At 67.1% G+C, this 24,076-nt stretch carries 20 protein-coding genes and 4 pseudogenes; 20 read left to right on the top strand and 4 right to left on the bottom strand.

Features of this window, described 5'->3' with window-relative positions; all coding sequences use genetic code 11:
• The first annotated feature begins 23 nt into the window (after positions 1 to 23).
• The 15 genes and pseudogenes from WS92_RS00515 (at position 24) to WS92_RS00440 (ending at position 16,164) form a co-directional block, all read left to right on the top strand.
• The gene (locus WS92_RS00515; protein ID WP_059931445.1) at positions 24 to 1,172 is read left to right on the top strand and encodes a porin; all 1,149 of its coding nucleotides are present in this window, start codon (positions 24 to 26) and stop codon (positions 1,170 to 1,172) included.
• 339 nt (positions 1,173 to 1,511) lie between these two features.
• Positions 1,512 to 1,955 carry a hypothetical protein gene (locus WS92_RS00510; RefSeq protein WP_059931447.1) on the top strand — a complete coding sequence of 148 codons (444 nt, stop codon included), beginning with the start codon at positions 1,512 to 1,514 and terminating at the stop codon, positions 1,953 to 1,955.
• Positions 1,952 to 2,755, top strand: coding sequence for a transporter substrate-binding domain-containing protein (locus WS92_RS00505; RefSeq protein WP_015603116.1), 804 nt, complete (start codon positions 1,952 to 1,954; stop codon positions 2,753 to 2,755). The genes WS92_RS00510 and WS92_RS00505 overlap by 4 nt, the downstream gene beginning before the upstream one ends.
• Positions 2,756 to 2,759: 4 nt before the next feature.
• The gene (locus WS92_RS00500) at positions 2,760 to 3,491 is read left to right on the top strand and encodes an ABC transporter permease (RefSeq protein ID WP_059931449.1); all 732 of its coding nucleotides are present in this window, start codon (positions 2,760 to 2,762) and stop codon (positions 3,489 to 3,491) included.
• Positions 3,488 to 4,255, top strand: coding sequence for an ABC transporter permease subunit (locus tag WS92_RS00495; RefSeq protein ID WP_006029548.1), 768 nt, complete (start codon positions 3,488 to 3,490; stop codon positions 4,253 to 4,255). The genes WS92_RS00500 and WS92_RS00495 overlap by 4 nt, the downstream gene beginning before the upstream one ends.
• A 26-nt stretch (positions 4,256 to 4,281) precedes the next feature.
• The gene (locus WS92_RS00490; RefSeq protein WP_059931451.1) at positions 4,282 to 5,664 is read left to right on the top strand and encodes an NtaA/DmoA family FMN-dependent monooxygenase; all 1,383 of its coding nucleotides are present in this window, start codon (positions 4,282 to 4,284) and stop codon (positions 5,662 to 5,664) included.
• A gap of 105 nt (positions 5,665 to 5,769) precedes the next feature.
• Complete coding sequence (locus WS92_RS00485; RefSeq protein ID WP_059931453.1) at positions 5,770 to 7,323, top strand: sugar ABC transporter ATP-binding protein; 1,554 nt, start codon at positions 5,770 to 5,772, stop codon at positions 7,321 to 7,323.
• A complete protein-coding gene (locus WS92_RS00480; RefSeq protein WP_059931455.1) occupies positions 7,320 to 8,375 on the top strand; it encodes an ABC transporter permease in 1,056 nt (351 codons plus the stop codon). The genes WS92_RS00485 and WS92_RS00480 overlap by 4 nt, the downstream gene beginning before the upstream one ends.
• A gap of 167 nt (positions 8,376 to 8,542) precedes the next feature.
• Positions 8,543 to 9,613, top strand: coding sequence for a substrate-binding domain-containing protein (locus WS92_RS00475; RefSeq protein WP_059931457.1), 1,071 nt, complete (start codon positions 8,543 to 8,545; stop codon positions 9,611 to 9,613).
• A gap of 352 nt (positions 9,614 to 9,965) precedes the next feature.
• On the top strand, positions 9,966 to 10,895 hold the full coding sequence (locus tag WS92_RS00465; RefSeq protein ID WP_059931461.1) for a TauD/TfdA dioxygenase family protein: 930 nt from the start codon (positions 9,966 to 9,968) through the stop codon (positions 10,893 to 10,895).
• Positions 10,896 to 10,939: 44 nt separating this feature from the next.
• Entirely contained in the window at positions 10,940 to 11,995 is a 1,056-nt protein-coding gene (locus WS92_RS00460) for an ABC transporter substrate-binding protein (RefSeq protein ID WP_006029555.1), read from the top strand.
• A 127-nt stretch (positions 11,996 to 12,122) separates the two neighbouring features.
• Complete coding sequence (locus WS92_RS00455; protein WP_231755919.1) at positions 12,123 to 13,067, top strand: ABC transporter ATP-binding protein; 945 nt, start codon at positions 12,123 to 12,125, stop codon at positions 13,065 to 13,067.
• Positions 13,064 to 13,951, top strand: coding sequence for an ABC transporter permease (locus WS92_RS00450; protein ID WP_006029557.1), 888 nt, complete (start codon positions 13,064 to 13,066; stop codon positions 13,949 to 13,951). Before WS92_RS00455 ends, WS92_RS00450 begins: the two co-directional genes overlap by 4 nt.
• Positions 13,952 to 14,124: 173 nt before the next feature.
• A pseudogene (locus tag WS92_RS00445) lies at positions 14,125 to 14,746 on the top strand (hypothetical protein); the annotation flags it as partial.
• Between the two features lie 65 nt (positions 14,747 to 14,811).
• Positions 14,812 to 16,164, top strand: a complete 1,353-nt coding sequence (locus tag WS92_RS00440; RefSeq protein WP_059931468.1) for an LLM class flavin-dependent oxidoreductase — start codon at positions 14,812 to 14,814, stop codon at positions 16,162 to 16,164.
• 2 nt (positions 16,165 to 16,166) lie between these two features.
• Here WS92_RS00440 and WS92_RS00435 read toward each other — a convergent pair whose 3' ends face one another.
• From WS92_RS00435 to WS92_RS00420, 4 genes and pseudogenes are all read right to left on the bottom strand, one after another.
• Complete coding sequence (locus WS92_RS00435) at positions 16,167 to 17,366, bottom strand: LLM class flavin-dependent oxidoreductase (protein WP_015604042.1); 1,200 nt, start codon at positions 17,364 to 17,366, stop codon at positions 16,167 to 16,169.
• 107 nt (positions 17,367 to 17,473) lie between these two features.
• Complete coding sequence (locus WS92_RS00430; protein ID WP_015604126.1) at positions 17,474 to 18,031, bottom strand: c-type cytochrome; 558 nt, start codon at positions 18,029 to 18,031, stop codon at positions 17,474 to 17,476.
• Positions 18,024 to 19,283 carry a sulfite dehydrogenase gene (gene soxC / locus WS92_RS00425; protein ID WP_059931662.1) on the bottom strand — a complete coding sequence of 420 codons (1,260 nt, stop codon included), beginning with the start codon at positions 19,281 to 19,283 and terminating at the stop codon, positions 18,024 to 18,026. Before soxC ends, WS92_RS00430 begins: the two co-directional genes overlap by 8 nt.
• 135 nt (positions 19,284 to 19,418) lie before the next feature.
• Positions 19,419 to 19,802 (bottom strand): annotated as a pseudogene (locus WS92_RS00420) (porin); the annotation flags it as partial.
• Positions 19,803 to 19,925: 123 nt separating this feature from the next.
• Here WS92_RS00420 and WS92_RS36060 point away from each other — a divergent pair.
• From WS92_RS36060 to WS92_RS00395, 5 genes and pseudogenes are all read left to right on the top strand, one after another.
• Positions 19,926 to 20,555: pseudogene (locus WS92_RS36060) on the top strand (IucA/IucC family C-terminal-domain containing protein); the annotation flags it as partial.
• A 167-nt stretch (positions 20,556 to 20,722) separates the two neighbouring features.
• Positions 20,723 to 20,953 (top strand): annotated as a pseudogene (locus tag WS92_RS36195) (hypothetical protein); the annotation flags it as partial.
• A 195-nt stretch (positions 20,954 to 21,148) separates the two neighbouring features.
• Entirely contained in the window at positions 21,149 to 21,628 is a 480-nt protein-coding gene (gene bfr, locus WS92_RS00405; RefSeq protein ID WP_059931472.1) for a bacterioferritin, read from the top strand.
• An 806-nt stretch (positions 21,629 to 22,434) separates the two neighbouring features.
• Complete coding sequence (locus WS92_RS00400; RefSeq protein WP_059931664.1) at positions 22,435 to 22,962, top strand: sigma-70 family RNA polymerase sigma factor; 528 nt, start codon at positions 22,435 to 22,437, stop codon at positions 22,960 to 22,962.
• Between the two features lie 3 nt (positions 22,963 to 22,965).
• Positions 22,966 to 23,979: a FecR domain-containing protein gene (locus tag WS92_RS00395; protein ID WP_009914225.1), complete on the top strand. Its 1,014-nt coding sequence runs from the start codon at positions 22,966 to 22,968 to the stop codon at positions 23,977 to 23,979.
• Positions 23,980 to 24,076 lie beyond the last annotated feature (97 nt).

Raw genomic sequence — 24,076 nt, 5'->3', positions numbered from 1 at the left:
CCACAACGACAAGCCACCACTCCATGAAAAAACACGACATCGCAAGCGCGTGCGCCACCCTGGCCATCACACTGATCGCCGCCACGGCGGCCCATGCCCAGAGCAGCGTGACGCTGTACGGCGCCATCGACGAAGGCATCAACTTCACCACCAACGCGGCGGGCCATCATGCCTTCGCGATGGTCAGCGGCGACAGCCAGGAGTCGATGTGGGGCCTCAGGGGCGTCGAGGATCTGGGCGGTGGACTGAGCGCGGTCTTCACGCTCGAGAACGGCTTCAACGCCTCCACGGGTGCGGCGAATCAGGGCGGCCGCCTGTTCGGACGTCAGGCCTTCGTGGGGCTCGCGTCGCAGCAGGCGGGCACACTCACGCTCGGCCGCCAGTACGACGCCACCGTCGACCTGTGGAGCCCGTTCACGGCGGCGGGCAGCACCATCGGCGATCTGGCCGCACATCCGTTCGACAACGACAACGCCGACTACGACACGCGCGTGAACAACGCGGTCAAGTATCTGTCGCCGGTCTTCGGCGGCGCGCAGGTCGAAGCGGCCTATGGCTTCAGCAACACGACGGGCTTCGCCGACAACCGCAACTACAGTGCTGGCGTGACGTGGTCGGCCGGTTCGCTGAGCGCGGCGGCGGCCTACATGCGCACGAACAACGGCGGCACGACGGCGGGCGGCGCCGTGGGCAGCGACGCGGTGTTCGCCGCTTCGGTGCAGCAGAACATCGACGCGGGCGTCAAATGGACCTTCTCCAACGGCTCGAACGTGGGCTTCGCATATTCGCACGTCGATGTCTACGATCCGGCCGCGAACGCCTATGTGAGCGACATCGGCGGCAATGGGTGGAAGTCGTGGAAATTCGATAACTTCGAATTGAACGGCCAGTATTTCATCCAGCCCGATCTGTCGCTGGCGGGCGCAGTCGCCTATACGCACGGCTCGTTCAAGGACGCGCAGGGCAGCACCAATCCGTACTGGCTGCAATGCGCGCTCGCGCTCAGCTACAACCTGAGCAAGCGCACGTCGGTCTATACGCAGGGCGCGTGGCAGCACACCAACGGGAGTACCGGGACGGCGCTGGATGCAGCGCATATCGTGGGTTCCGCGGATCTGTCGTCGAGCGGCAACCAGATGGTCTATCGCGTGGGTCTGCTGCACAAGTTCTGAGGCCGCGCGGGCGCGGGCGCACAGAGGTCGAACTGTACTGCGACCCTTGCTTCGTTCGCCCGCGCCGACGCCCGTCCGCGGCACGAATCGGCGGCCCCTCGATTTCGAGGCAGATTTGCCGGTGTACGTCGATATAGCGGCGACAAGGGTTGGGGAAAGCTGATTTATCTGGCTCGGTGGTCATCTCCGATGCCGCCGAGGACGTTGTGGAAGATAGTTCACGGAACGATCCCACGACGACGATGAAACGGCAAATGAGCTTTGCGGAAGCGGAAAGCGCGGGCAAGAAGCGCGCGTGTTCGTCGCCGAGCTGCATGGGCAGGCCGTCGCATTCGACGGTTGCGCGACAAGCATGAACGCATCGATTACGAACAGGGCTGGCTGAAGCTCGCCGACATGCTCGGCGGCGGCGTCGACCTGCGCGCGCTGCCGCTCGACCAGCCGTTGCCGGAATCGCTGCTGCCGGCGATCGACAGCGTGCATCGCCGGCGCGGACGCGTGGCGATCTTCGTCGGCTACGCACGCCAGCGGCTGACGCTGCGCGAGCTGATCATCCGTGGCTGCCGGCGTTGCAGCACGAAACAGTGGAGGCGTGAGCGGGCGAACGGTCGCACGATGCACCGTGCTTCGCGTTCGACGGTGCGCCGTTCCGCCATATCGCGCGATCAGATATCCATCGAACAAATAACCATTTGGTACATGCTTCGGCGCGCATTACAGTCTCGCCTCCTGCCGGCTGCGACGCCGGTTGTTCCGACGTTATTTCAGAAATTCGCCACATGAATCGTTTGATGCGTTCCAGGGGCCGCCGTGCCGCAGCCGCGCTGTTCGTGCTCGGCCTCGTACCGGCTTCCCATGCGGCCCAGCCGACGTTGCGCGTCGGCATCGACGCCGAGTCGTATCCGCCGTTCTTTTCGAAGGACGCAGCCGGCAAGTGGAAGGGTTGGGAAATCGACGTGCTCGATGCCGCGTGCGGCAAACTGAACGTGCGGTGCGAACTCACCGACATTGCGTGGGACGGCCTGATTCCGGCACTGCAGAATCGCAAGATCGACGTGATCTGGTCGTCGATGACGATCACCGGCGAACGGCAGAAGGCGATCGATTTCAGCCGTGCGTATTACGAATCGCCGACGGTGTTCGTCGGCGCGAAAAGCGACCGGCGCCGCGTCGACTGCGCGGTGCCCGCGAGCTTCAAGGGCCGCGTGATCGGCGTCGAGGCCGGCACGAACTTCTCGGCGTTCCTCGATTCCCGCTTCAAGCAGGATGCGCAGATCAAGGCGTTCGACAAGTTCGACAATGCGCTCGCGGATCTGGCGTCCGGCCGCGTCGACTACGTGCAGGAAGGCAAGGGGCTGTTCACGGCGTTCCTCGCGTCGCGCGACGGCAAGGACTTCGAGGTCAAGGCCACGTGCGCGGACAATCCGGTGCTGGGCCTCGGCATCGGCGCGGGCGTCCGTCACGGCGATGCGTTGCGCGGCAAGCTGTCGACCGCGATCGCCCAACTGCAGCAGGACGGCACGTGGGATGCGATCACCGCCCGCTATCCGAACCTGAAGGGCACGATCGAGAAAGGCCGCTGACCCGATGGCCGCGGACGATTCGCTGCTCGCGTTGCTCGCATTCGGCGACGGCGGCTATGGCCGCGTGTTTGCGGGCGCGTTCGCACTGACGTTCGGCGTCGCGGCAGCGTCGTTCTGCGCCGGCGTGCTGCTCGGCATCGCCGGCGCGCTCGGCAAGCTGTCGCGGCACGCGCCGCTCGCATGGCTCGCGCGGCTCTACACGACGCTCGTGCGCGCGCTGCCCGAGCTGCTGTGCCTGCTGCTCGCGTTCTATGCGGTGGCGCCGGCCGTCGAGCATGCGCTTCGCGACAGCGGGATCGTGTCCGACGGCTTCGCATTCGATCCGTTCGTCGTCGCCGCACTGTCGCTCGGGTTCATCCAGGGCGCGTATCTGACCGACATCTTCCGCGCGGCGCTCGTCAACGTGCCGGCCGGCCAGGTCGAAGCCGCGCACGCGTACGGGATGACGCCGTGGCAGACACTGACGCGCATCCGGCTTCCGGCCGCCGCGCGGCTTGCGTTGCCGGGCGTCGGCAACGTGTGGCTGAACGCGACCAAGGACGCGTCGTTCATCAGCGTGCTCGGCTCGTTCACGGATCTGCTGAAGGCGAGCCAGCTCGCGGCCGGCGCGACGCGGCACTACGTATTCTTCTATCTCGTCACGGCTGCGCTGTTCCTGCTGCTGAGCATCGCGTCGACGGGCATCTTCGCGGCGCTCGAGCGGCATGCGAACCGTGGCACGAGGCGCGCCGCATGATCTTCTCGCTGCCGTTCCTGCTCGATACGGTGATGCCGAAGCTGCTCGCCGCGGTGCCGACGACGCTCGCGCTGACGCTCGTTTCTGGCGCGGCGAGCGTGCTGCTGGGCGTGCCGCTCGCGCTCGCCGCCGGTGCGCGCCATGCGCCGCTGCGCTGGTCCGCGCGCGGTTGGCTCATGCTGATTCGCGGCACGCCGCTGCTCGTTCAGCTCTATCTGCTGTACTACGGATTCGGGCAGATCGTCCCGCGCGAATGGATGCGCGACAGTTGGGCATCGCCGCTGCTGCGCGACGCGTTCTGGTACGCGATCGTCGCGTTGAGCGTGAACGAGAGCGCGTATGTCGCGACGATCCTGCGCGGCGCGATCGCCGGCGTGCCGGCCGAAGAGATCGAAGCCGGGCACGCATACGGGATGACGCGCGTGCAGGTGCTGCGCCGGATCGTCGGCCCGCGCGCGTGGCGGCTCGCGCTGCCCGCGCTCACCGGCGAGGCGATCCTGCTGCTGAAATCGACCGTCCTCGCGTCGACCGTTACCGTGTTCGACGTGATGGGGACGGCCAATACGCTGCGTTTCGAGACGTTGCGCGTGTACGAACCGCTGGCCGGCGCGGCTGTTGTCTATGTCGTGCTGGTCGCGCTGCTGACCATTCCGGCCGCCCGTCTCGAGAAGCGCGTCAATCGCTATCTGACGCGCGCGCCCGACGCTCGCATGCGTGCCCGACGCCGCCGCGCATCGTCGGGCGCGTGGGCGACACCCAACTGATTCCTGCCCTGGTAACGAATTCCACGATGTCCGATCCTCGTCCCTTGCTGTTTTCCCTGTATGAACAAGCCAGCGTCGGCTGCGGCGGCGCGCCGAGCCTGTGGACCCATCCGGCCGACGAACGGCTGCGCGCGAATACGCTCGCGTTCTGGTCGGACCTCGCGCGCACGGCCGAGCAGGCCGATCTCGACATGCTGTTTTTCGCGGACGTGCTCGGCCTGTACGATGTATATGGCGGGTCGGCCGACGCGGCACTGCGATGGGCGGTCGAGTCGCCCGCGAACGATCCGATGATGCTGATTCCGGCGCTCGTCGCGCAGACCGAGCGGCTCGCGTTCGGCGTGACCGCGAGCACGACCTACGAGCATCCGTTCGCGCTCGCGCGCCGCTTCAGCACGCTCGATCATCTGAGCAACGGCCGGATCGGCTGGAACATCGTGACGTCCTACCTGACGAGTGCGGCGCGCAACTTCGGGCTCGACCGGATGATCGGCCACGACGAACGCTACGCGTGCGCGGAGGAGTTTCTCGACGTCGTGTACAAACTGTGGGAAGGGAGCTGGGCGGACGATGCGGTCGTCGCAGACAAGCACGCGCCGCGCTATGCGCGCGGCGACCGCGTGCGGCCGATCGCGCACGAGGGCACGCATTATCGCGTGCAGGGGCCGCACGTCTGTGCGCCGTCGCCGCAGCGCTCGCCGGTGCTGATCCAGGCCGGCTGGTCCGGGCGCGGACGTGAGTTCGCGGCGAAGCACGCGGAGGTGGTGTTCGTCGCGAAGTCGAATCCGCACGAGATTCGTGCGGGGCTCGACGAGATTCGCCGGCTGGCGACCGAGCGCGGCCGTGCGGCGGACGACGTGAAGTCATTGACCGTGCTGCGGATCGTGACCGCGCGCTCGCCGAGCGACGCGAAGGAGAAATACCACACGCTGCAGCAGCACTATCACCAGCACGCGCAACTCGTCAGCTATGCGGGCGACACCGGCATCGACATCGACCGCTATGCGGACGACGAACCGCTAACGACGCAGACGGAAGGGCTCACGTCGTACGTCGTGCGGCCCGACGGCAGCGGCAAGCCGCTCACTGCCGGCGACGTGCGGCGCAAGTTCGCGAGCGTCACGCGCGGCACCGACCTGATCCTCGTCGGCTCGCCCGACGAAGTCGCCGATCGGATCGCCGAGCATGCACGGCAGTCGACGACGAGCGGCTACATGCTCAACCCGCTGATCAGCCCGGGCACGCTCGACGATTTTGCCGAACTGATCGTGCCGGAACTGAAAAAGCGCGGACTGTACCGGACGACGGCGCCGGCCGGCACCTTCCGCTCGCGGCTGAGCGGCCGCGACCGCCTGCCGGACACCGCGCATGGCGCGTCGTTCCGGCAAGCCGCATCTGACGGACGCTGATGCGCCGGTCGATACGGAACGATTATCGGGGGAGTTGCGTGACATGAACCATGACGCGCTGTTCCGGTTGCTACCGCGCCGTGCCCGCCAGCAGGAGCTTCCGGCATGAATACGACGGCAAATGAGACCGCCGGTGCGACGCGTGAAGATCGATCGCATCGATCGGCGTCGCCGCCCGTCCTGAGCGCCGCCGGCATCGCGAAGCGCTTCGACGCGACCGTCGCGCTGTCGGCGCTGAACCTGTCGATCGACGCGGGCGAAGTCGTCGCGTTGATGGGCGCGAACGGCGCCGGCAAGTCGACGTTCGTCAAGATCCTGAGCGGCGTGCTGCGGCCGGACGGAGGTACGCTGATGCTGCGCGGCGAACCGTATCGACCGGCATCGCCGCACGCGGCCAAGCGGCTCGGCGTCGCGACCGTGCACCAGTCGGTCGCCGACGCCGTCGTGCCGACGCTGTCGATCGCCGACAACCTGTTGCTCGACCGGCTGTGCGATCGGGCGTCGCCGTGGCGCGCGACGCCGGCCGCGCGGCGGGCCGCGGCGCGGCCGCTCGCTGAGCGGGTCGGGCTCGACGTCGACCTGGCCGCGCCGCTGGCGTCGCTGTCGCTGGCGGACCAGCAGCGCGTGACGCTGGCGCGTGCGCTTGGCGGGCAGCCGTCGCTGCTGATACTCGACGAGCCGACCGCCAGCTTGTCCGCGCCGGAGGCGGAACGGCTCTTCGCGCTGCTGGACGCGTTGCGCGGCGATGGCGTGGCAATCCTGCTGGTGTCGCATCGGCTCGGCGATGTGCGCCGCATCGCCGATCGCGTGGCGATCGTCCGCGACGGCCGGATCGTCGCGGATCTGCCCGCGCCCGTCGATTTCGATGCGGCGGTGGAGACGATGATCGGGCGGCCTTTGCCGAAAACGCGCGAGCCGGTGCCGGCTCGCACCGCGTCGCGCGAGTCGGACGCCGCGTTCAGCATGCGGCGTATCCGGCTGACGCCGGCCAGTGCGCCGTTCGACCTCGATGTCCGGCGCGGCGAGATCGTCGCGATCGCGGGCCCGGTCGGCGGCGGCAAGTCGCGCCTCGCGAATACGATCTTCGGCGCGGCGCGCGCGGTGGCCGGCGACATGACGCTCGACGGGCGGCCGTGGCGCCCGCGTTCGCCGGCCGACGCGATTCGCGCCGGCGTCTTTCTGGCCGGCGAGGACCGCTGGCGCACGTCGCTGTTTCCCGACAGTGTGCCGTTCGCTTCGATCGCGGGCACGATCGGCTTTCCGTTCCTGTCGCGCTGGTTCGCGCGCGGCCCGGTGGGCAGGGCGCGCGAACGCGCGGCCGCCGCGGCGGCGATCGGGCGGTTCGGCATCCGCTGCACGGGTCCGGACGATCGCGTGGTCCGCCTGTCCGGCGGCAATCAGCAGAAGGTCGTGCTCGCACGCTGGCATGCCGAACCCGCGCGGCTGTTGCTGCTCGACGAGCCGTTTCAGGGCATCGATGCCGGCGCGCGGGCCGATATCGTCGATACGCTGCGGCGTCATGCACATGCGCGCGCGACGATCGTGTTCGTCAGCGATCTCGAAGAAGCGGCCGAGATCGCGGATCGTATCGTGCGGTTCGATCGCGCGACGATCGATGACTTGCCGCCAACGTCCTCCGCCTTGCGTGCCTGCTCATGAAAATCGTGACTTCTTCCGTCGACCACCATGCCGCGCCGGTCGAACGGCCGCGCGCCGCAGCAGCCCGCATTCGCGATGCCCTCGAGCGCACGGGCATCCTGCTGATGCTGATCTTCCTGGTGATCGGATTTGCGCTCAGGGAACCGGCGTTCCTGAACGTCGACAATCTGTTCAGCATCCTGCAGTCGGTGTCGATCGTCGCGTTGCTCGGCATCGGCGTGACGATCACGCTCGCGGCCGGCGGTTTCGACCTGTCGGTCGGCAGCGTGGCCGCGACCGCGCAGATGGCCGCCAGCTATGTGCTGGTCGTGTGGCACGGCAGCACGCTGGCGGCGGTGATCGCCTGCGTGACGCTTGGCGTGGCCGCCGGGTTGTTCAACGGCGTGCTGATTACGCGCCTGCGCGTGCCGGACCAGCTCGCGACGCTCGGCACGCTGTTCCTGATGGCCGGCCTGCAATTGATTCCGACCGGCGGCCGTTCACTCGCGACCGGCTCGGTGCTGCCCGACGGCACGGATGCGACCGGCGTGTTCCCCGACGCTTTTCTTGCGCTTGGCCGGCTGCGCGTGTTCGACGTGGTGCCGTTGCCGGTGCTGCTGCTCGCAGCGGTCACGGCAGTGACCTGCGTCGCGATGGAGGCGACCCGGTGGGGCCGCGTGATCTATGCGATCGGCGGCAACGAGACGGCCGCGCGGCTTGCCGGTGCGCCCGCCGCGCGCTACCGGGGCGCCGCGTATGTCGTATCGGGTGCGATCGCGTCGCTCGGCGGCGTATTGATCGCCGCGCGGGTCGGTCGCGGCGACGTGAGCGCCGGCCATTCGCTGCTGCTCGATGCGGTGGCCGCCGCGCTGATCGGTTATGCAGTATGGGGCGCGAAGCGGCCCAACGTGTTCGGTACGGTCGTCGGCGCGGTATTCGTCGGCGTGCTGCTCAACGGGCTGACGATGCTGAACGCGCCGTACTACATGCAGGATTTCATCAAGGGGGCGCTGCTCGTGCTCGCGCTGGCGTTCACGTTCGGCATTGGCCGCCGTACGGATGCGCGCGCGTGATGCGCATGCCGTGATGCGCCGCGTGGGCCGGAGTCTGTCCGCCTGATCGTTATGCCGTAACGGTTTGCCATCCGAAGTAATATCCATTTCCGAATCGCTCGGTTTGCGTTCGTGTGCCGCGCTGATAGATTGGCGCCCATATCGTCCCATGTGGAGACAGGCCCGCCATGCGCTCGTTGCTTTGCCGGAAATCGCGCGTCGATCTGAAGATCGGTGCGCTCATGCTGTGTTTCGCGACTGTGCTGGGCGCGCCCGCCGCGCAGGCCGGTCCGCTCAAGGGCGCGCCCGCGCCGTTCGACAAGGGCGGCGTGAAGATCGCGCTGGTCAACTATCTGTCGACCGGCGACTTCTTCCAGGCGTACGAGGCCGGCGCGCAGAAGCAGGCGCGTGCGCTCGGCGTCGATCTGCGCATCTACGAGGGCCGGCAGGATGCGGCCGAGCAGCGCGAGCAGATCCAGCAGGCGATCAGCATCGGCGTGTCCGCGATCATCGTCAATCACGGCCTGCCGGAATCGCTGAAGGACGTCGTGCAGCGTGCGCTGGACAAAGGCATCAAGGTCGTCGCGTTCGACGTCGACCTCGGCAATCCGAAGGTGCCGCAGATCGAGCAGAGCGATCGCGACCTGGCCAACCTGCTGCTCGGGCAGGCCGTCAAGGACAACGGCGACGCGTTCTCGGCCGGTTACGTCTACGTGGCCGGTTTTGCGCCGCTCGACCGGCGCGATGCCGCGTGGCGCGACTTCAAGCGCGCGCATCCGAAGGTGCGGGAGAAGGCGCGCTGGGGCACCGTCGACAATCCGATCGCGCAATCGGTCGCGAATCAGGCGGCCGCGGCGTATCGCGCGAATCCGGATATCCGTGTCGTCTTTGCGCCTTACGACGAGTTTGCGCGCGGCGCGAAGCTCGCCGCGGACGAAGCGAAGCTGTCGTCGAAGATCCGCATCTACAGTGCCGACATCTCGACGGCCGACATCGAGGCGATCCGCGCGCCGAACAGCGCGTGGGTCGCGACGGCCGCGACCAATCCCGCGGTCGTCGGCGCCGTGTCGGTGCGCGCGGCGGCACTGCTGGTCGCCGGCCAGGACCCGGGCGCGCGCATCGCGGTCAAGCCGACACTGATCACGCGCGACGATCTCGTGAAAAACGACATTCGCACCGTGGCCGAACTCGGCGCGAAGTTTCCTGCGTTCCGCGCGAGCGACGCGGCGACTGCCGCATGGATTCCGGCGGCCGACTGAGCGCCCATGAATGCAGCGAGCGCGCGCACCAGGGCGTGCCGGACGATTCGGGCGAACCGCCGGGCGCGACCCGACCGGCAAGCGGTGGCCGAACGCGCAAGACGCGCACGACGATGCGGGCGATCGGCCGTGGCCGCTGTCGTCGCTCGATGTCGAGCCGGCATCGTCGCAAGCCGGTGATGTGACCGGACGGATCGACGGCGCGTCGGGCGGCCGGCGGCTCGTTTTACAGGCCCGCCGCCCGAGCAGCAATCTTTATCGCTGCAGCAGATAAACGTATCCGAATCGCTTCGTTGACGCAGTCCGGCACGCGCTCGTAGATTCGCATCTTTACCGAATCAAGGGCTGTATCGTGATGACTCCCGCCATCCGCACCGCAGCATCGACGTTCGCCGGCCATCGCCCCGCGTTGCCGCCCGAGGCCGGCGCGCAGCGCTTCGACATCGTCCCGTTCGATGCGCCGCTCGGCGCCGAAGTCGTCGGCATCGACCTGTCGCAACCGCTCGACGCCGCGGATTTCGCGCGCATCCACCGCGCGCATCTCGACCATCACGTGCTGGTGTTTCGCGATCAGCGCATCACGCCGGACGAACACATCGCATTCAGCCGCCGCTTCGGCCCGCTGCAGATCCACGTGCTGCACCAGTTCGCGCTGGCCGCGCATCCGGAAGTGCTGATCGTGTCGAACATCGTCGAGGACGGCAAGCCGATCGGGCTCGGCGACGCCGGCCATTTCTGGCACTCCGACCTGTCGTACAAGGAAAAGCCGAGCCTCGGTTCGCTGCTGCATGCGCAGGAGCTGCCGGCCGAGGGCGGCGACACGCTGTTCGCAAACATGCATCTCGCCTGGGACACGCTGCCCGCGCATCTGCGTCGCGCGGTCGAAGGACGGCGCGCCGAGCACACGTATCTGGCGCGCTATGCGGAGTTGCAGGCGCGCAGCCCGTGGCGGCCGAACCTGTCGGCCGAGCAGATCGCGCAAGTCGAAGCGGTGGTGCACCCGGTCGTGCGCACGCATCCGGAAACGGGACGCCGGGCGCTGTTCGTCAGCGAGCATTTCACGACGCGCATCGTCGACGTGCCCGAGGACGAAAGCCGCGCGCTGCTCGACGAACTGTTCGCGCACAGCGTGCGCGCCGAGCATCTGCACCGGCACCACTGGCGCGACCACGACCTCGTGTTCTGGGACAACCGCTCGCTGATGCATCTCGCGGCCGGCACCCCCGACCATCTGCGCCGCAAGCTGTACCGCACGACGATCGAAGGCGACGCGCCGTTCTGAGCGTCACGTCTTCGCTTCGCAGCGTCATTCTCACTGGAGTTCCGATGTCGTTTCCGCTTTCGCCGGCACTGCGCCGCACGACCCTGTTTGCGCGCCGCGCTCTGGCCGCCTCGCTCACCGCTGCGCTGGCCTTCGCCGCCGCCGGCACGCCGCAAGCCGCGCACGCGGAAGGCCGCATCCGCATCGCCGAGCAGTTCGGCGTCGTCTACCTGATGCTGAACGTCGCGCGCGACCAGCAACTGATCGAGAAGGAAGGGCGCAAGGCCGGCCTCGACATCAAGGTCGACTGGGTGCGGCTGTCGGGCGGTGCGGCCGTGAACGACGCGCTGCTGTCGGGCGCGGTCGACATCGCCGGCGCGGGCGTCGGGCCGCTGCTGACCGTGTGGGATCGCACCCGCGGCCGGCAGAACGTGAAGGGCGTCGCGTCGCTCGGCAATTTTCCGTACTACCTCGTCAGCAGCAACCCGAACGTGAAGACGATCGCCGACCTGGGCGCGAAGGACCGCATCGCGGTGCCGGCCGTCGGCGTGTCGGTGCAGTCGCGCGTGCTGCAGTACGCAGCCGCGAAGCAATGGGGCGACAAGCAGTTCGACAAGCTCGATCCGCTCACGCAGGCCATTCCGCATCCCGACGCGACGGCCGCGATCCTCGCGAACAGCAACGTGATTACCGGCCACTTCGGCAATCCGCCGTTTCAGGAGCAGGAACTCGCGGGCAATCCGAACGCGCACATCGTGCTGAATTCCTACGACGTGCTCGGCGGCCCGAGCTCCGCGACGGTGCTGTACGCGACCGGGAAATTCCGCGACGACAACCCGAAGACGTATCGCGCGTTCGTCGCCGCGCTCGCCGATGCGGCGCGCCAGATCGCGGCCGACCCCGAGCGCGCGGCCGACACCTATATTCGCGTAAACGATTCGAAGATCGATCGTGCGTTGTTGCTGAAGATCCTGCGCAATCCGCAGGTGCAGTTCAAGACGGCACCGCAGAACACGCTGAAGCTCGCGCAGTTCATGTATCGCACCGGTGCGATCCGCAACGAGCCGAAGTCGTGGCGCGATTACTTCTTCGACGATCCGGCGACGGCCGGCGGCAGTTGAGCGGCGGTGGCGTTGCGACGTCGCGATCGACGCTTATGCGTCGACGCGGTTTCGATATGCGCAATCGTTGGTTGGGCCGCGCGCCGCGCCGCCGTATGTTGATGCTTTACCCGCAAGAGTTTCGATCGTGAACGCCACTTCTCCCCGAATCGGGTTGCCGCCCTATGCGGCGCGCGGTGCCGCTGCGCCGGCCGCGCCTCCCGCCACAGACGCGGCCCGCACCGCGAGCCGGCCCGCGCCGCAGGCCGCGCCGGCCGGCGCGCACAGCGAGCGCCTGCTGGCGGTCGAGCGCGTGAGCCTCGAATACCGAACCGGCGCGCGGATCGTCCGCGCGACCCACCAGGTCAGCTTCGACGTGTACGGCAGCGACCGTTTCGTGCTGCTCGGCCCGTCGGGTTGCGGCAAGTCGACGTTGCTGAAGGCGATCGCCGGCTTCATCGAGCCCGTGTCGGGTTCGATCGCGCTCGATGGCCGGCCCGTGCACGGGCCGGGCCCCGACCGCATCGTCGTGTTCCAGGAATTCGACCAGTTGCCGCCGTGGAAGACGGTCGTCGAGAACGTCGCGTTTCCGTTGCGTGCGGCCGCGAAGCTGTCGCGCGCCGAGGCGCGCGAGCGCGCGCTGCACTATCTCGACAAGGTCGGCCTCGCCGCGTTCGCCGACGCGTATCCGCATACGCTGTCCGGTGGCATGAAGCAGCGCGTCGCGATCGCGCGCGCACTCGCGATGCAGCCGCGCGTGCTGCTGATGGACGAGCCGTTTGCCGCGCTCGACGCGCTCACGCGCCGCAAGATGCAGGAAGAACTGCTGCGGCTGTGGGACGAGTTCCGCTTCACGCTGCTGTTCGTCACGCATTCGATCGAGGAGGCGCTCGTGATCGGCAACCGGATCCTGCTGCTGTCGCCGCATCCGGGCCGCGTGCGCGCGGAGCTCAACAGCCACGACCATTCGCTCGACAGCGTCGGCAGCGGCGACTTCCGCGACAGCGTCGCGCGCATTCATCGCCTGCTGTTCGATACCGGCGTGGCGAACGAAACGCATGTCGCGCCGGCCACGGAGGCAACCGCATCATGAGCGCGATCGATCCGGTCCTGCCGCCGCTGCCGCCCGTTCGCGCCGAATACGTGCACGCGCTCGACACACCGCCCGCCGCCGAGCGTGCGACACCCGCGCCGCTGTTGCGTCGGATCGTCGGCGCGAGCGGGTTTCGTCGCGCCGCGATCGCGCTCGTGCTGATCGCCGCGTGGGAAATCGTCGCGCGCATCGTCGCGAACGATCTGCTCGTGCCGACCTTCGGCGCGACGCTGGCCGCGTTCGTGCAAGGCATCGCGTCGGGCGAACTGCTCGTGAAGACGGGTATCTCGATTTCGGTGCTGCTGCGCGGCTATGCGCTCGGCGTGCTGTTCGCGTTCGTGCTGACGTCGCTCGCGGTGTCGACGCGCATCGGCCGCGACGTGCTGTCGATGCTCACGTCGATGTTCAATCCGCTGCCGTCGATCGCGTTGCTGCCGATCGCACTGCTGTGGTTCGGGCTCGGCACCGGCAGCCTGCTGTTCGTGCTCGTGCACGCGGTGCTGTGGCCGCTCGCGCTCAGCATGTACACGGGTTTCGCCGGCGTGCCGGCCACGCTGAAGATGGCCGGGCGCAACTACGGCCTCACGGGCCTGCGCCAGATCGCGCTGATCCTCGTGCCGGCCGCGCTGCCGTCGATCCTGTCGGGGCTGCGCGTCGGCTGGGCATTCGCGTGGCGCACGCTGATCGCGGCGGAGCTCGTGTTCGGCGCGAGCGCGGGGCAGGGCGGACTCGGCTGGTACATCTTCCAGAACCGCAACGAGCTGTATACCGACCGCGTGTTCGCGGGCCTCGCGGCCGTCATCGTGATCGGCCTGCTCGTCGAGCACCTCGTGTTCGATACGCTCGAACGCGTGACCGTGCGCCGCTGGGGCATCCAGCACTGAGCACATCGCTGCAAGTGCCTGCGCATTCCCGGCGCACGCATAACCAAAGCTGAAATCGGTTTTTCACGCACGCCGGATGCGTCCCTATACTTTTCGGTGCCGCCTGCGGGCTGCGGCGGCGGATCGCGCAATCGTGCGGCGAGCCCTCGCCTTTCGGGATGAGGAACCGCTGAATGAATGCCCGTCATGGCGCCGATACGCGCGACGCACTGCACGCCGCGCTCGCCGCACTGCCCGACCTCGCGACCGGGATCGGGCGCGATGCCGCCCAACGCGAAGCATGTCGCGAACTGCCATTCGAAGGTTTCGCGCTCTTTCGCCGCTCCGCCCTCGGCGTGCTGCGGATGCGAGAACACGACCGTGCTGCGCCGCGACGGCGAGCATCATCGCGTGACGGGCCGCAAATACTATTCGATGGGCACCGCGTTTGCCGATTTCGCGCGGATCAACGTCGAGAACGAGCAGGGCGACCCGCTCGCCGTGATCATTCCGGTCGCGCGCGGCGGCGTGCAGGTGCTCGACGACTGGGACGGCATGGGCCAGCGCGTGACCGCGAGCGGCAGCCTGCTGCTGCACGACATGCAGGTGTTCGCGGACGAAATCGCGGCGCGCGACGGCTCGACGCTCTTCGGGCGCCACTGCGGTGCGCTGCGGCAACTGCATCTCGTCGCGACGACCGCGGGCATCGTGCGCAACGTGGTGGCCGACGCGCGCCGCTACGTGCTCGCGCACGGCCGGCCGGTGCTGCACAGCCCGGCGCCGACCGCGCGCGACGATCACTTCATCCAGCAGATACCCGACCGAAGGACGCGTGTTCTGATCCCGCTGCGCCCGCAGCCCACTTCCCGGAAAACCTCCTGATGACGACCCGTACCGGCCACCTGCACCTTGGCGCGTTCCTGTATCCGACCGGCCATCACATCGCCGCATGGCGCCACCCTGGGTCACAGGCGGATGCCGGCGTCGACTTTCGTCACTACGTGCGGCTTGCGCAGGCGGCCGAGGCCGCGAAGTTCGATCTCGTGTTTCTCGCGGACGGCGTCGGCACGCGCGGCGACGACGTCGAGTTCCTGAGCCGCACCGCGCACAGCTACGTCGCGCAGTTCGAACCGCTGACGCTGCTGGCCGCGCTCGCGGCCGTCACCGAACGCATCGGCCTCGTCGGTACCGCGTCGACGAGCTTCAACGAGCCGTTCCACATCGCGCGCAAGTTCGCGTCGCTCGATCACATCAGCGGCGGCCGCGCAGGATGGAACCTCGTCACGTCGTCGAGCGCGCACGAAGCGCGCAACTTCAACCGCGACGCGCATTTCGATCATGGCGAACGCTATGCACGCGCGGAGGAGTTTGCCGACGTCGTGCGCGGGCTGTGGGACAGTTGGGACGACGACGCGTTCGTGCGCGATCGCGCAAGCGGCCGCTTCTTCGATCCCGACAAACGCCAGGTGCTCGATCATCGCGGCCGCTTCTTCCAGGTGCGCGGGCCGCTGAACGTCGCGCGCGCGCCGCAGGGGCATCCGGTTGTCGTGCAGGCCGGTTCGTCGCCGGCCGGCACGCGGCTGGCCGCGCGTACGGCCGAGGTGATCTTCACCGCCCAGCAGACGCTCGACGACGCGATTGCGTTCTACGCGGACGTGAAGGGCCAGCTCGCCGCGTTCGGCCGCGACCCCGACACGCTGAAGATCATGCCGGGCGTCTTTCCGGTGGTCGGCCGCACCGAAAGCGAAGCGAAGGAGAAATTCGACGCGCTGCAGGCGCTGATCGACCCGAAGGTCGGGCTCGCGCTCGTGTCCGGCCTGACGGGCGGCGTCGATCTGTCCGCGTATCCGCTCGACGGCCCGATCCCGCCGCTGCCGGAAACCAATGCGAGCAAGAGCCGGCAGACGCTGACGCTCGAACTCGCGCGCCGCGAGAACCTGACGATACGCGAACTCTATCTGCGCATCGCGGGTGCGCGCGGTCACTGGCAGCTCGTCGGCACGCCGGAGCAGATCGTCGACGCGCTCGAGGAACGGTTCGTGCGTTACGGCGCGGACGGCTACAACGTGATGGCGCCGACCTTGCCCGGCGGCCTCGACGATTTCATCGAACTTGTGCTACCCGAACTGCGGCGTCGCGGGCTGTTTCGCAGCGAGTACGGCGGTCGCACGCTGCGCGATCATCTCCGACTGCAGCGGCCCGCGTGGCGCACGTTCGCCGCGCCGGCCGCCTGAATTCAGCGTCGCAGGCCGGCGTCGCGCAGCAGCGGCAGCACGCGCGCGCCGAAGAAGTCGAGATCCGGCTTGAAGTCGTAGAAGCTCAACTGGATGCCGTCGATGCCGGCCCGATGCAGTCGCACGATGTAGTCGGCGACTTCCTCGGGCGAGCCGGTGATCGAGATGTTGCCGCCGATCGCGCGCGCGGCCGCCTGTGCGCGTTGTTCGAAGCCGCCGCGCCACGCATGCGCGTCGCTGTCGAAGCGATGGAAGCTGCCTTCGTCCGCATGCGCGACGATCGCGTCGCGGTATGCGCGTGCTTCGGCCGTCGTCTCGCGGCAGATCACGAGCGGATTGAGCAGCGTGCGGATCGTCCGGCCACGCTCGGCGGCTGCTGCCTTGACTCGGGCCGTATGCGCGGGCAGCGCGTCGAGCGCGAGATCGACGTCCGGGCCGGCCGGGCTCGTGATGAACACGATGTCCGAATAGCGGGCCGCGAAATCGATGCCCGCGTCGGAGCCCGTCGCGTTGATCAGGAGCGGGCGGCCGTAGCGTGGCTTCGGCGTGACGAACGCGCTGGAGAGCCGCCAGCTCGACAGCGCGGGAGCGTAGCTGAAGTTGTCCGGTTGCGCCCACAACTGACTGACCGCGTCGACGAATTCCGCCGCCATCTCGTAGCGCCGGTCGTGCTCGATCCGGTTCCAGCCGAACATCTCGTGCTCGATCGCGCGGTGGCCGGTCACGACGTTGATGCCCCAGCGTCCGCGCGAGATGTGATCGAGCGTCGCCGTGAACTTCGCGAAATGCAGCGGATGCCACGGCCCGTAGAGCACGTGGCTCGTCGCGACGAGGATGATTCGTTCCGTGCGCGCCGTGAGCGCCGCCAGTGTCATGAACGAGTCGAGCGCCTGGCCGTCGAACACGCCGCCGTAGCCGCCTTTCGGCAGCCACTGCGACAGCGCGAACACGAGATCGAAACCGAGTGCTTCGGCGCGCGCGACCAGGTCGGCGTTGTAGTCGAACGTCCAGTCGGTCGAGCGCGGCAGCGTCGATGCGCTCCAGCCGCCGGCCTGGATCGGCAGGAACAGCCCGAGCATCAGCGGCTGCGCGAGCACGCGCGACACGGGGCTGCCGGGGAAATCGGCCGGTGAACGGACGTTGACGAACGGCGTTGGCGCGAGCGGTGCATCGGCCTGGGCGGCGACGGAGGGGGCGGTCAAGGTGGGCTCCATACGGGACGCGCTGGCGCCGAACGAAAGAATCCGGCACGATGCCGGCGGTCGCGGAATGGCGATAGCCGGTGTGCTGGCCGGCGGATCGCGTCGCGTCACATCTGTCCCGGCCGCGGGTCGGGCACGAAGCCGTCGCGGTTCGGCATCTTCACGCGCGGCAGCGTGCGTGCGTCGAGCGTTGCGTCGTCGGGCACGATGCCGTTCAGGCGCAGCACGTATGCGGTGACCGCATAGACTTCGTCCGCGCTCAGCGATTGCGGCGCGTTGTACGGCATCGCACGGCGGATGTAATCGAACAGCGTCGTCGCATACGGCCAGTAGCTGCCGACCGTCTTCTTCGGCTTCGCACCGGCGAGCGAGCCGATGCCGCCGACAAGCGGATCGCCGATACCGCCCTGGCCGCCGGTGCCATGACACATCGCGCACTTGTCCGCGAACACGTGCGCGCCGCGCGCGACCGTGCCCGCGCCGCGTGGCAGGCCGCTGCCGTCGGGCGCCACGTCGATGTCCCATGCGGCGAGCGCCGCGCGGTCGACCGGCTGACCCAGACCGAAGCCTGCGCCGAACGCGGGCAACGCTGGCGGCGCGATTGCGCCGATCGTTCCCGACGCAATCGCGAGCGACGCGAGCCGTCGCGCAATCATCTTACGCATTGCGCACCTCGCCGTCCGCGCCGACGCGCCAGTTCTGGATGCCGTTGTAGTGGTATTGCGAGTTGACGCCGCGTGCGGCGACGAGCGCGGCCCGGGTCGGCTGGACGTAGCCCGTATCGTCGGTCGCGCGGCTTTGCAGGTCGGCCGGCTCGCCGTTCCAGACCCAGTCCGCTTCGAAGCGCGTCAGCGCGCGATCGCGCACGTCGCCCGCAAGCCGCGCGGTGCGCCAGGTGCGACCGCCGTCGGTCGAGACGTCGACCGCGCGAACCCGACCGCGCCCCGACCACGCATAGCCGCTGATCGGGTAATAGCCGTGCGACGCGAGCCGGTGGCCGGCCGACGGGCGCGTGATCACCGATTTCGCGTCCATCTCGAACACGAACTGGCGTGCGCAGCCGTTCGGCAACAGGTTCGTGTATTTCGACGTTTCCTCGCGCGTCATCTCCGGCGCGCGCACCAGCTTCAGCCGCCGCAGCCACTTGATGTTCGTGTTGCCTTCGAAACCCGGCACGATCAGCCGCACCGGATAGCCGTTCTCGGGGCGCAGCCGCTCGCCGTTCTGCGCATAGACGACGAGCGCGCGTTCGAGAATCCGGTCGAGCGGCAGGCTGCGGGTCATCGCCGCGCCGTCCGCGCCTTCGGCAAGCAGCCACTGCGCGGCCGGGTCGATGCCCGTTTCGTCGAGCAGCGTCGACAGCCGCACGCCCGTCCATTCGCAGCACGACAGCAGCCCGTGCGTGAACTGGACGGGCAGCCCGCTCGGGCCGTTCCATTCGCTGCCGGTATTGCCCGAGCATTCGAGGAAGTGAATGCGTGACTCCGACGGAAAGCGCAGCAGGTCGTCGAGCGTGAAGATGCGCGGTTCGCGCACGAGGCCGTGCACGACGACGCGATGGCGTTGCGCGTCGATGTCGGGCACGCCGGCATGATGGCGCTCGTAGACGAGACCGTTCGGCGTGATGTCGCCGAACAGGTCGGCGAGCGGCGTCATCGACGAGCCGGCGCCGGGCAGCGCCGGCGTGCGCGCGCTGCGACGGACGACGTTGCGTTCGTGCGCGCCCGGCAGGCCATACGGGGGCGACAGCAACGGTGCGCCGGGCGTGCGCGTCCACGGCGGCACATCCAGCGGTGCAAGCGGCGGGCTTGCGAGCGCGCCGCCGGCCGGCAGCATCGCCGCCGCCCAGCCGCCGGCGAGCTGGCGCAGCGCCGCGCGTCGGCCGGTGCGGCGTGGGCGGGAAGGAGAGTCGGTCATGATCGAAGCCGTGCCGCGCGCGGGCGCGGCATCATGCGGAAAAACAGACATTCTCGGCAACCGGGCGTGGCGCGACAAACAACGATTCCCGCTTTGCTTATCGCGCCGCGCCCGTCGCCCCCGCGGTGTGCGCGATCAGCACTTCACGCGCAGCCCGCTGACGAGTGCGGCCTGGCGATTCGTCGACGATGCGGTGCCGATGTTCGAGATCGCTGCGATCTTGCGATAGCCGCCCGACGTCGCGGTGTTCGCATCGCCGGCCGCGAGCTGGTAGATGCCGGACAGATAGATGTCGGTGCGCTTCGACAACGCGTAGTCGAACCCGAGCGTGAACTGGCGCCAGCGCGGCTTCAGCGTCTGGCCGCCGGTGCCCGGCAGGCCGCTCGCGCGTCCGTTGGTGAACGTGTAGACGCCGATCAGCGTCGCCGCCGGCGTGATCTGGTAACGCCCGTTCACGTCGTAGTTGTTGAACTTGCGTGACGAGCCGTCGACGTAGTCGAGTTGCGTGTGGCTCCACGCGAGGCCGAACAGCTTTTCCCGAAACGATCCCGGCACACCGGCGACCGGGTAGCGCCCGCGCCGCGTTAGCTCGGGAACGAGCAGGCGCGCGATCTGCCGGTACGAGTCCGGCAGCGTCAGATAACCGCGCTCACACACATCGATGCCGACGGCCGACCGCTGATAGCTGAACTGGGTTGCACGGCGTGGTGTGCGGACCTGGGTTCGCCGGCTCGTGGAGCAGGCGTGGCTGCCGGTGCTTCGCCTGTTGTGGTGTAACGGCGCCGCGCTCGAGTCGCACGCCCAGAACATGGTGCTGTAGCACGCCGACGGGATGCCCACGCGTGTCGCCTGAAGGACTTTCACGACGGCGTGCGGTACTTGAAGCAATGGCTGTCGGTGGCTCCGCCGGCACTCGACGCTCCGCCTGCCGAGCACGCGCGAGTCAATCCCAATTCGTTCATCGAGACCGACGACGCCGACCAGTTGCGCGATTTCACGTGCGATGCGCTGTTCTTCGTCAATCTCGCGGAGATCGCCTGGTTCTTCTCCTACCATTTCAATCTGGATGAGGCTGAATTCTGGGCGATCGTCTCTCGCGCGATCCATGAGTATCAGGTTCAGTGTCCGGATCTCGCGGAACGCTTCGCATTGTTCGACTGCTTTGCACCGGAGATGGAGATCGAGCTGCTTGCCAGCCGCCGCTTCCTGCCCGAGATTCGTCTGCGGACACGCGCGACGGCGAATCCACTCGCACAGCCGGAGTACGCATGACATCGAACACGCTACCGCCGCGTTCGCTGAAGTCGCGGATCGGAGATTCCGACGGACCATCGCTGGTCGGGTTGTTTTGCTCGACGCCGGCGCCGCTGACCGTCGAGCTCATCGCTGCCGCAGGTTTCGATTTCGTCGTGATCGACCTTGAACACACGCTGATCGACGACGTGCTTGCGCGCGATGTAGGGATTGCGCATTTGCGTGTCGGTGGCCGTATCGTGTTCAGACTGGCGGGTGCCTATGGATGGCACATATTGCATCATGATTTCCTGAGCCACCCGCATCCTGAGCGCAAGTTTGTCGGGGTGTCGCAGAATGCGGACCTTCATTCGCCGATACCGAACTGCAATATCTCCCTGGTTTTGTGTCAGGGCGATATGCGGAGCAGGGTTTGATTCCGGGGCAGTGGCCCGATAGGCTTCGCTGCACAGAGGGTTTTGAACAGGAATTGAAATCATTCGCACTACACGACGATTGACTTGCTTGATTGGCCTCTTTCGCTGAGAAGTCGTTTGCGAGTGGCCCGGTCGCCGACTATTGTAGGTTCTGGATAGGTCGTGTGCATGCACAGGCTGAACGGGAGAGCTGTGATGAAAGGCGACAAGAATGTCATCGATTATCTGAACGCTCAACTCAAGAACGAGCTGACGGCGATCAACCAGTATTTCCTGCACGCTCGTATGTATCGTCATTGGCAGCTCAACAAGCTGGGCAAGCATGAATATGAGGAATCGATCGACGAGATGAAACATGCGGACGCACTCATCGAGCGCATATTCATGCTCGACGGATTGCCGAATCTTCAGGATCTGCACAAACTTCTCATCGGCGAACACACGGAAGAGATTCTCGAATGCGACCTGAAGCTCGAGCGGGTTGCACAGGCAACCTGCAAGGAAGGGATCGCGTACTGCGAATCGGTGCAGGACTACGTGTCGCGCGAAATTCTCGAGAACATTCTCGACGACACGGAAGAGCACATCGACTGGCTGGAAACGCAGTTGGAACTGGTTCAGAAGGTCGGCATCCAGAACTACCTGCAATCGGGCATGACCTCGCTCGACTCATGAGCGTGTAGGACGCCGTTGCCGGATGCAATGTTGCGCATTGCGTGAGACTGCTTGCCCGCCGACACCGCCGTTCGGGCACCCTTCCGATTCGACTGATTTGCTCGAAGACGCAAATATCGCGGGCGGGGTGACGCTCGTTCGATTGTCCCCGACGAGGCAGGGCGCCTTCATGACACGCTTGCGATCTCCGGCATTCGAATGAATGCTCACACGCGCGAAGGCACGCCGCGCTTCTCGGACGCAGGGAAAACCATACCTCGCGTCCGTGCCCCGAGTTGATCTATGCCAACGTCAACGAACGCTCAAGCATTCGCGGCACGTGATGTAGCAGGGAATCCTTACGTAAGACCATAAAGCCATTTACCCGGAACTGGCTCGGGCGGGGATACGAAATTCGCGGGCAACGTCAGTCGGTACTGTGGAGCGATTTGCGATCTCTACGAAGACGAATTGAACCAGCAGTTCGAGCGCGTCGTTTCGGGACATCGCTTCAAGTTCCACGCCGCGTCTCTTGTGACCGACGGAGTGTGTCCCGAATGTCTGGCGAAGGGCATTGGATCACGGGCTGCAACTGTCGTCGTCTGAGTGTGTCGCGAATCCCAAGGCGAAATGACGTGCGACATGCCGAAGCGGGAAACGAAAGGCGCCCATGAAAATGTCTGACGAATAGAAGGCGCTGATATCGTGGCCTATCGATGCGGCCCCTAATTGCGAAATATTGCGTAAACCGACCGAATTGGTTTATAAACGCGAATGATTCGTATTTGGCTTCTTGTCATTCACGTTTGACGCAGAAGGGGTGCTCCATGTCCGCCGCTCAACTTGCCCTCCACCTGGATGTGCAGGCTCTTTATCGCGACCACCACGGCTGGTTGCAGGGATGGTTGCGCAGGCGGCTGGGTAACGCTTTCGATGCTGCGGACCTTGCCCAGGACGCGTTTCTCCGCCTGATCCTCAAGCCGGCGCCCAAGGGGTTCGACAGCGACGCCGAGGCACGCGCCTACTTGCGTGCGATGGCACAGGGCATGTGCATCGACCTGTTCCGCCGCCGTCAGGTCGAGCAGGCGTGGCTCGACGCGCTTGCCGCCCAGCCGGAACCTTGCGAGCCCTCGCCCGAATATCGCGCGATCGTCATCGAGACGCTGATGGAAGTCGGCGCGCTCATCAGCCGGCTGTCGGATAAAGCGAGGGACGCATTCGTCATGGCGCAGATCCACGGCCTCTCCACTCGCGAGATTGCTGCCGAGCTCGGCGTTTCCGACCGAATGGTGCAGAAGTATCTCGCCCAGGCGATGTTGCAGCTCGCGTTGCTCGACGCCGGCATCAAGCACTGACCGATGGCTGTCCCGTCGTCCTCGTCCGCTGCCGAATCCGGCGTCCAGGCGGATTTCGAAAGTCTCGAACAAGCTGCCAACTGGTATGCGCTCCTGCATGCCGATGGCGGAAGCGGCGAGCATCGCCCCGCGTGGGCGCAGTGGCTGGCGGAGCGGCCGGAGCATCGGCGTGCGTGGGCGCATGTCGAAGCGGTCAGCCTCCGGTTTGAGCCGCTGAGAGGCGAGAGCGCAGCCGAGCGCAATGCTGCCGCGGCGGCCGTGCATGTTTCCTCGACGCGCGCGGCGAGCCGGCGCCATGTGCTGGGCAGTCTCGCGGCGCTGGCCGGAACCGGTCTCGCCGGATGGCTCGCATGGCATTTCACGCCGCTGCCGGAGCGCATCGTCGCGTTGCGATCGGACTACCGTACCGGGATCGGCGAGCGGCGGGACGTGCAGCTCGCCGACGGCACGCGCGTCTGGCTGAACGCGAACAGCGCGTTCGATGTTCACTACGACGATACGCGGCGTCTGCTGACGTTGACGATGGGCGAAATCCTCATCGATACGGCCAAGGACCGCCAGGGGCGGCCATTCTTCGTCGACACGCCGAACGGCCGGATGCAGGCGTTGGGCACCCGGTTCACCGTACGACAGTCCGACACGCACACGCTGCTGGCCGTGTTCAACGGCCGTGTCGAGATTCGCAACCGGGCCGGTCATGTCGAAATCGTGCCGGCCGGACAGCAGCGGCAGTTCACGGCGGAGGCGATCCTCGCGCCGGAGCGGGCCGATCCCGCGCGCGAAGCGTGGTCGCGCGGCGTGATCCTGGCTGACGACGTTACGCTCGGTGCGCTGATCGCCGAGCTGGATCGCTATCAGCACGGGCACATCGGCGTCGATCCGTCGGTGGCGGGCATTCGTGTGGTAGGCCGTTTTCCGGCCGACAACCCCGGCCGGATGCTCGCGATGCTCGAACGCGATCTGCCGATCCGGGTACGTCGCACGTTGCCGTGGTGGGTCACGATCGACGCCCGGTGACCGGCGCGATGCCGGTCCGAGCCGGCGCGTCCGAGCGCTATCTCACCTGCACTAAAAAAATTTCCAATTCTGGTTCGCATTTCCGGGCGTCATCCGA

The sequence above is a fragment of the Burkholderia sp. MSMB1588 genome (assembly GCF_001546925.1).
Lineage (GTDB): Bacteria > Pseudomonadota > Gammaproteobacteria > Burkholderiales > Burkholderiaceae > Burkholderia > Burkholderia humptydooensis.
This window is presented reverse-complemented; position numbering and strand designations above follow the sequence as displayed.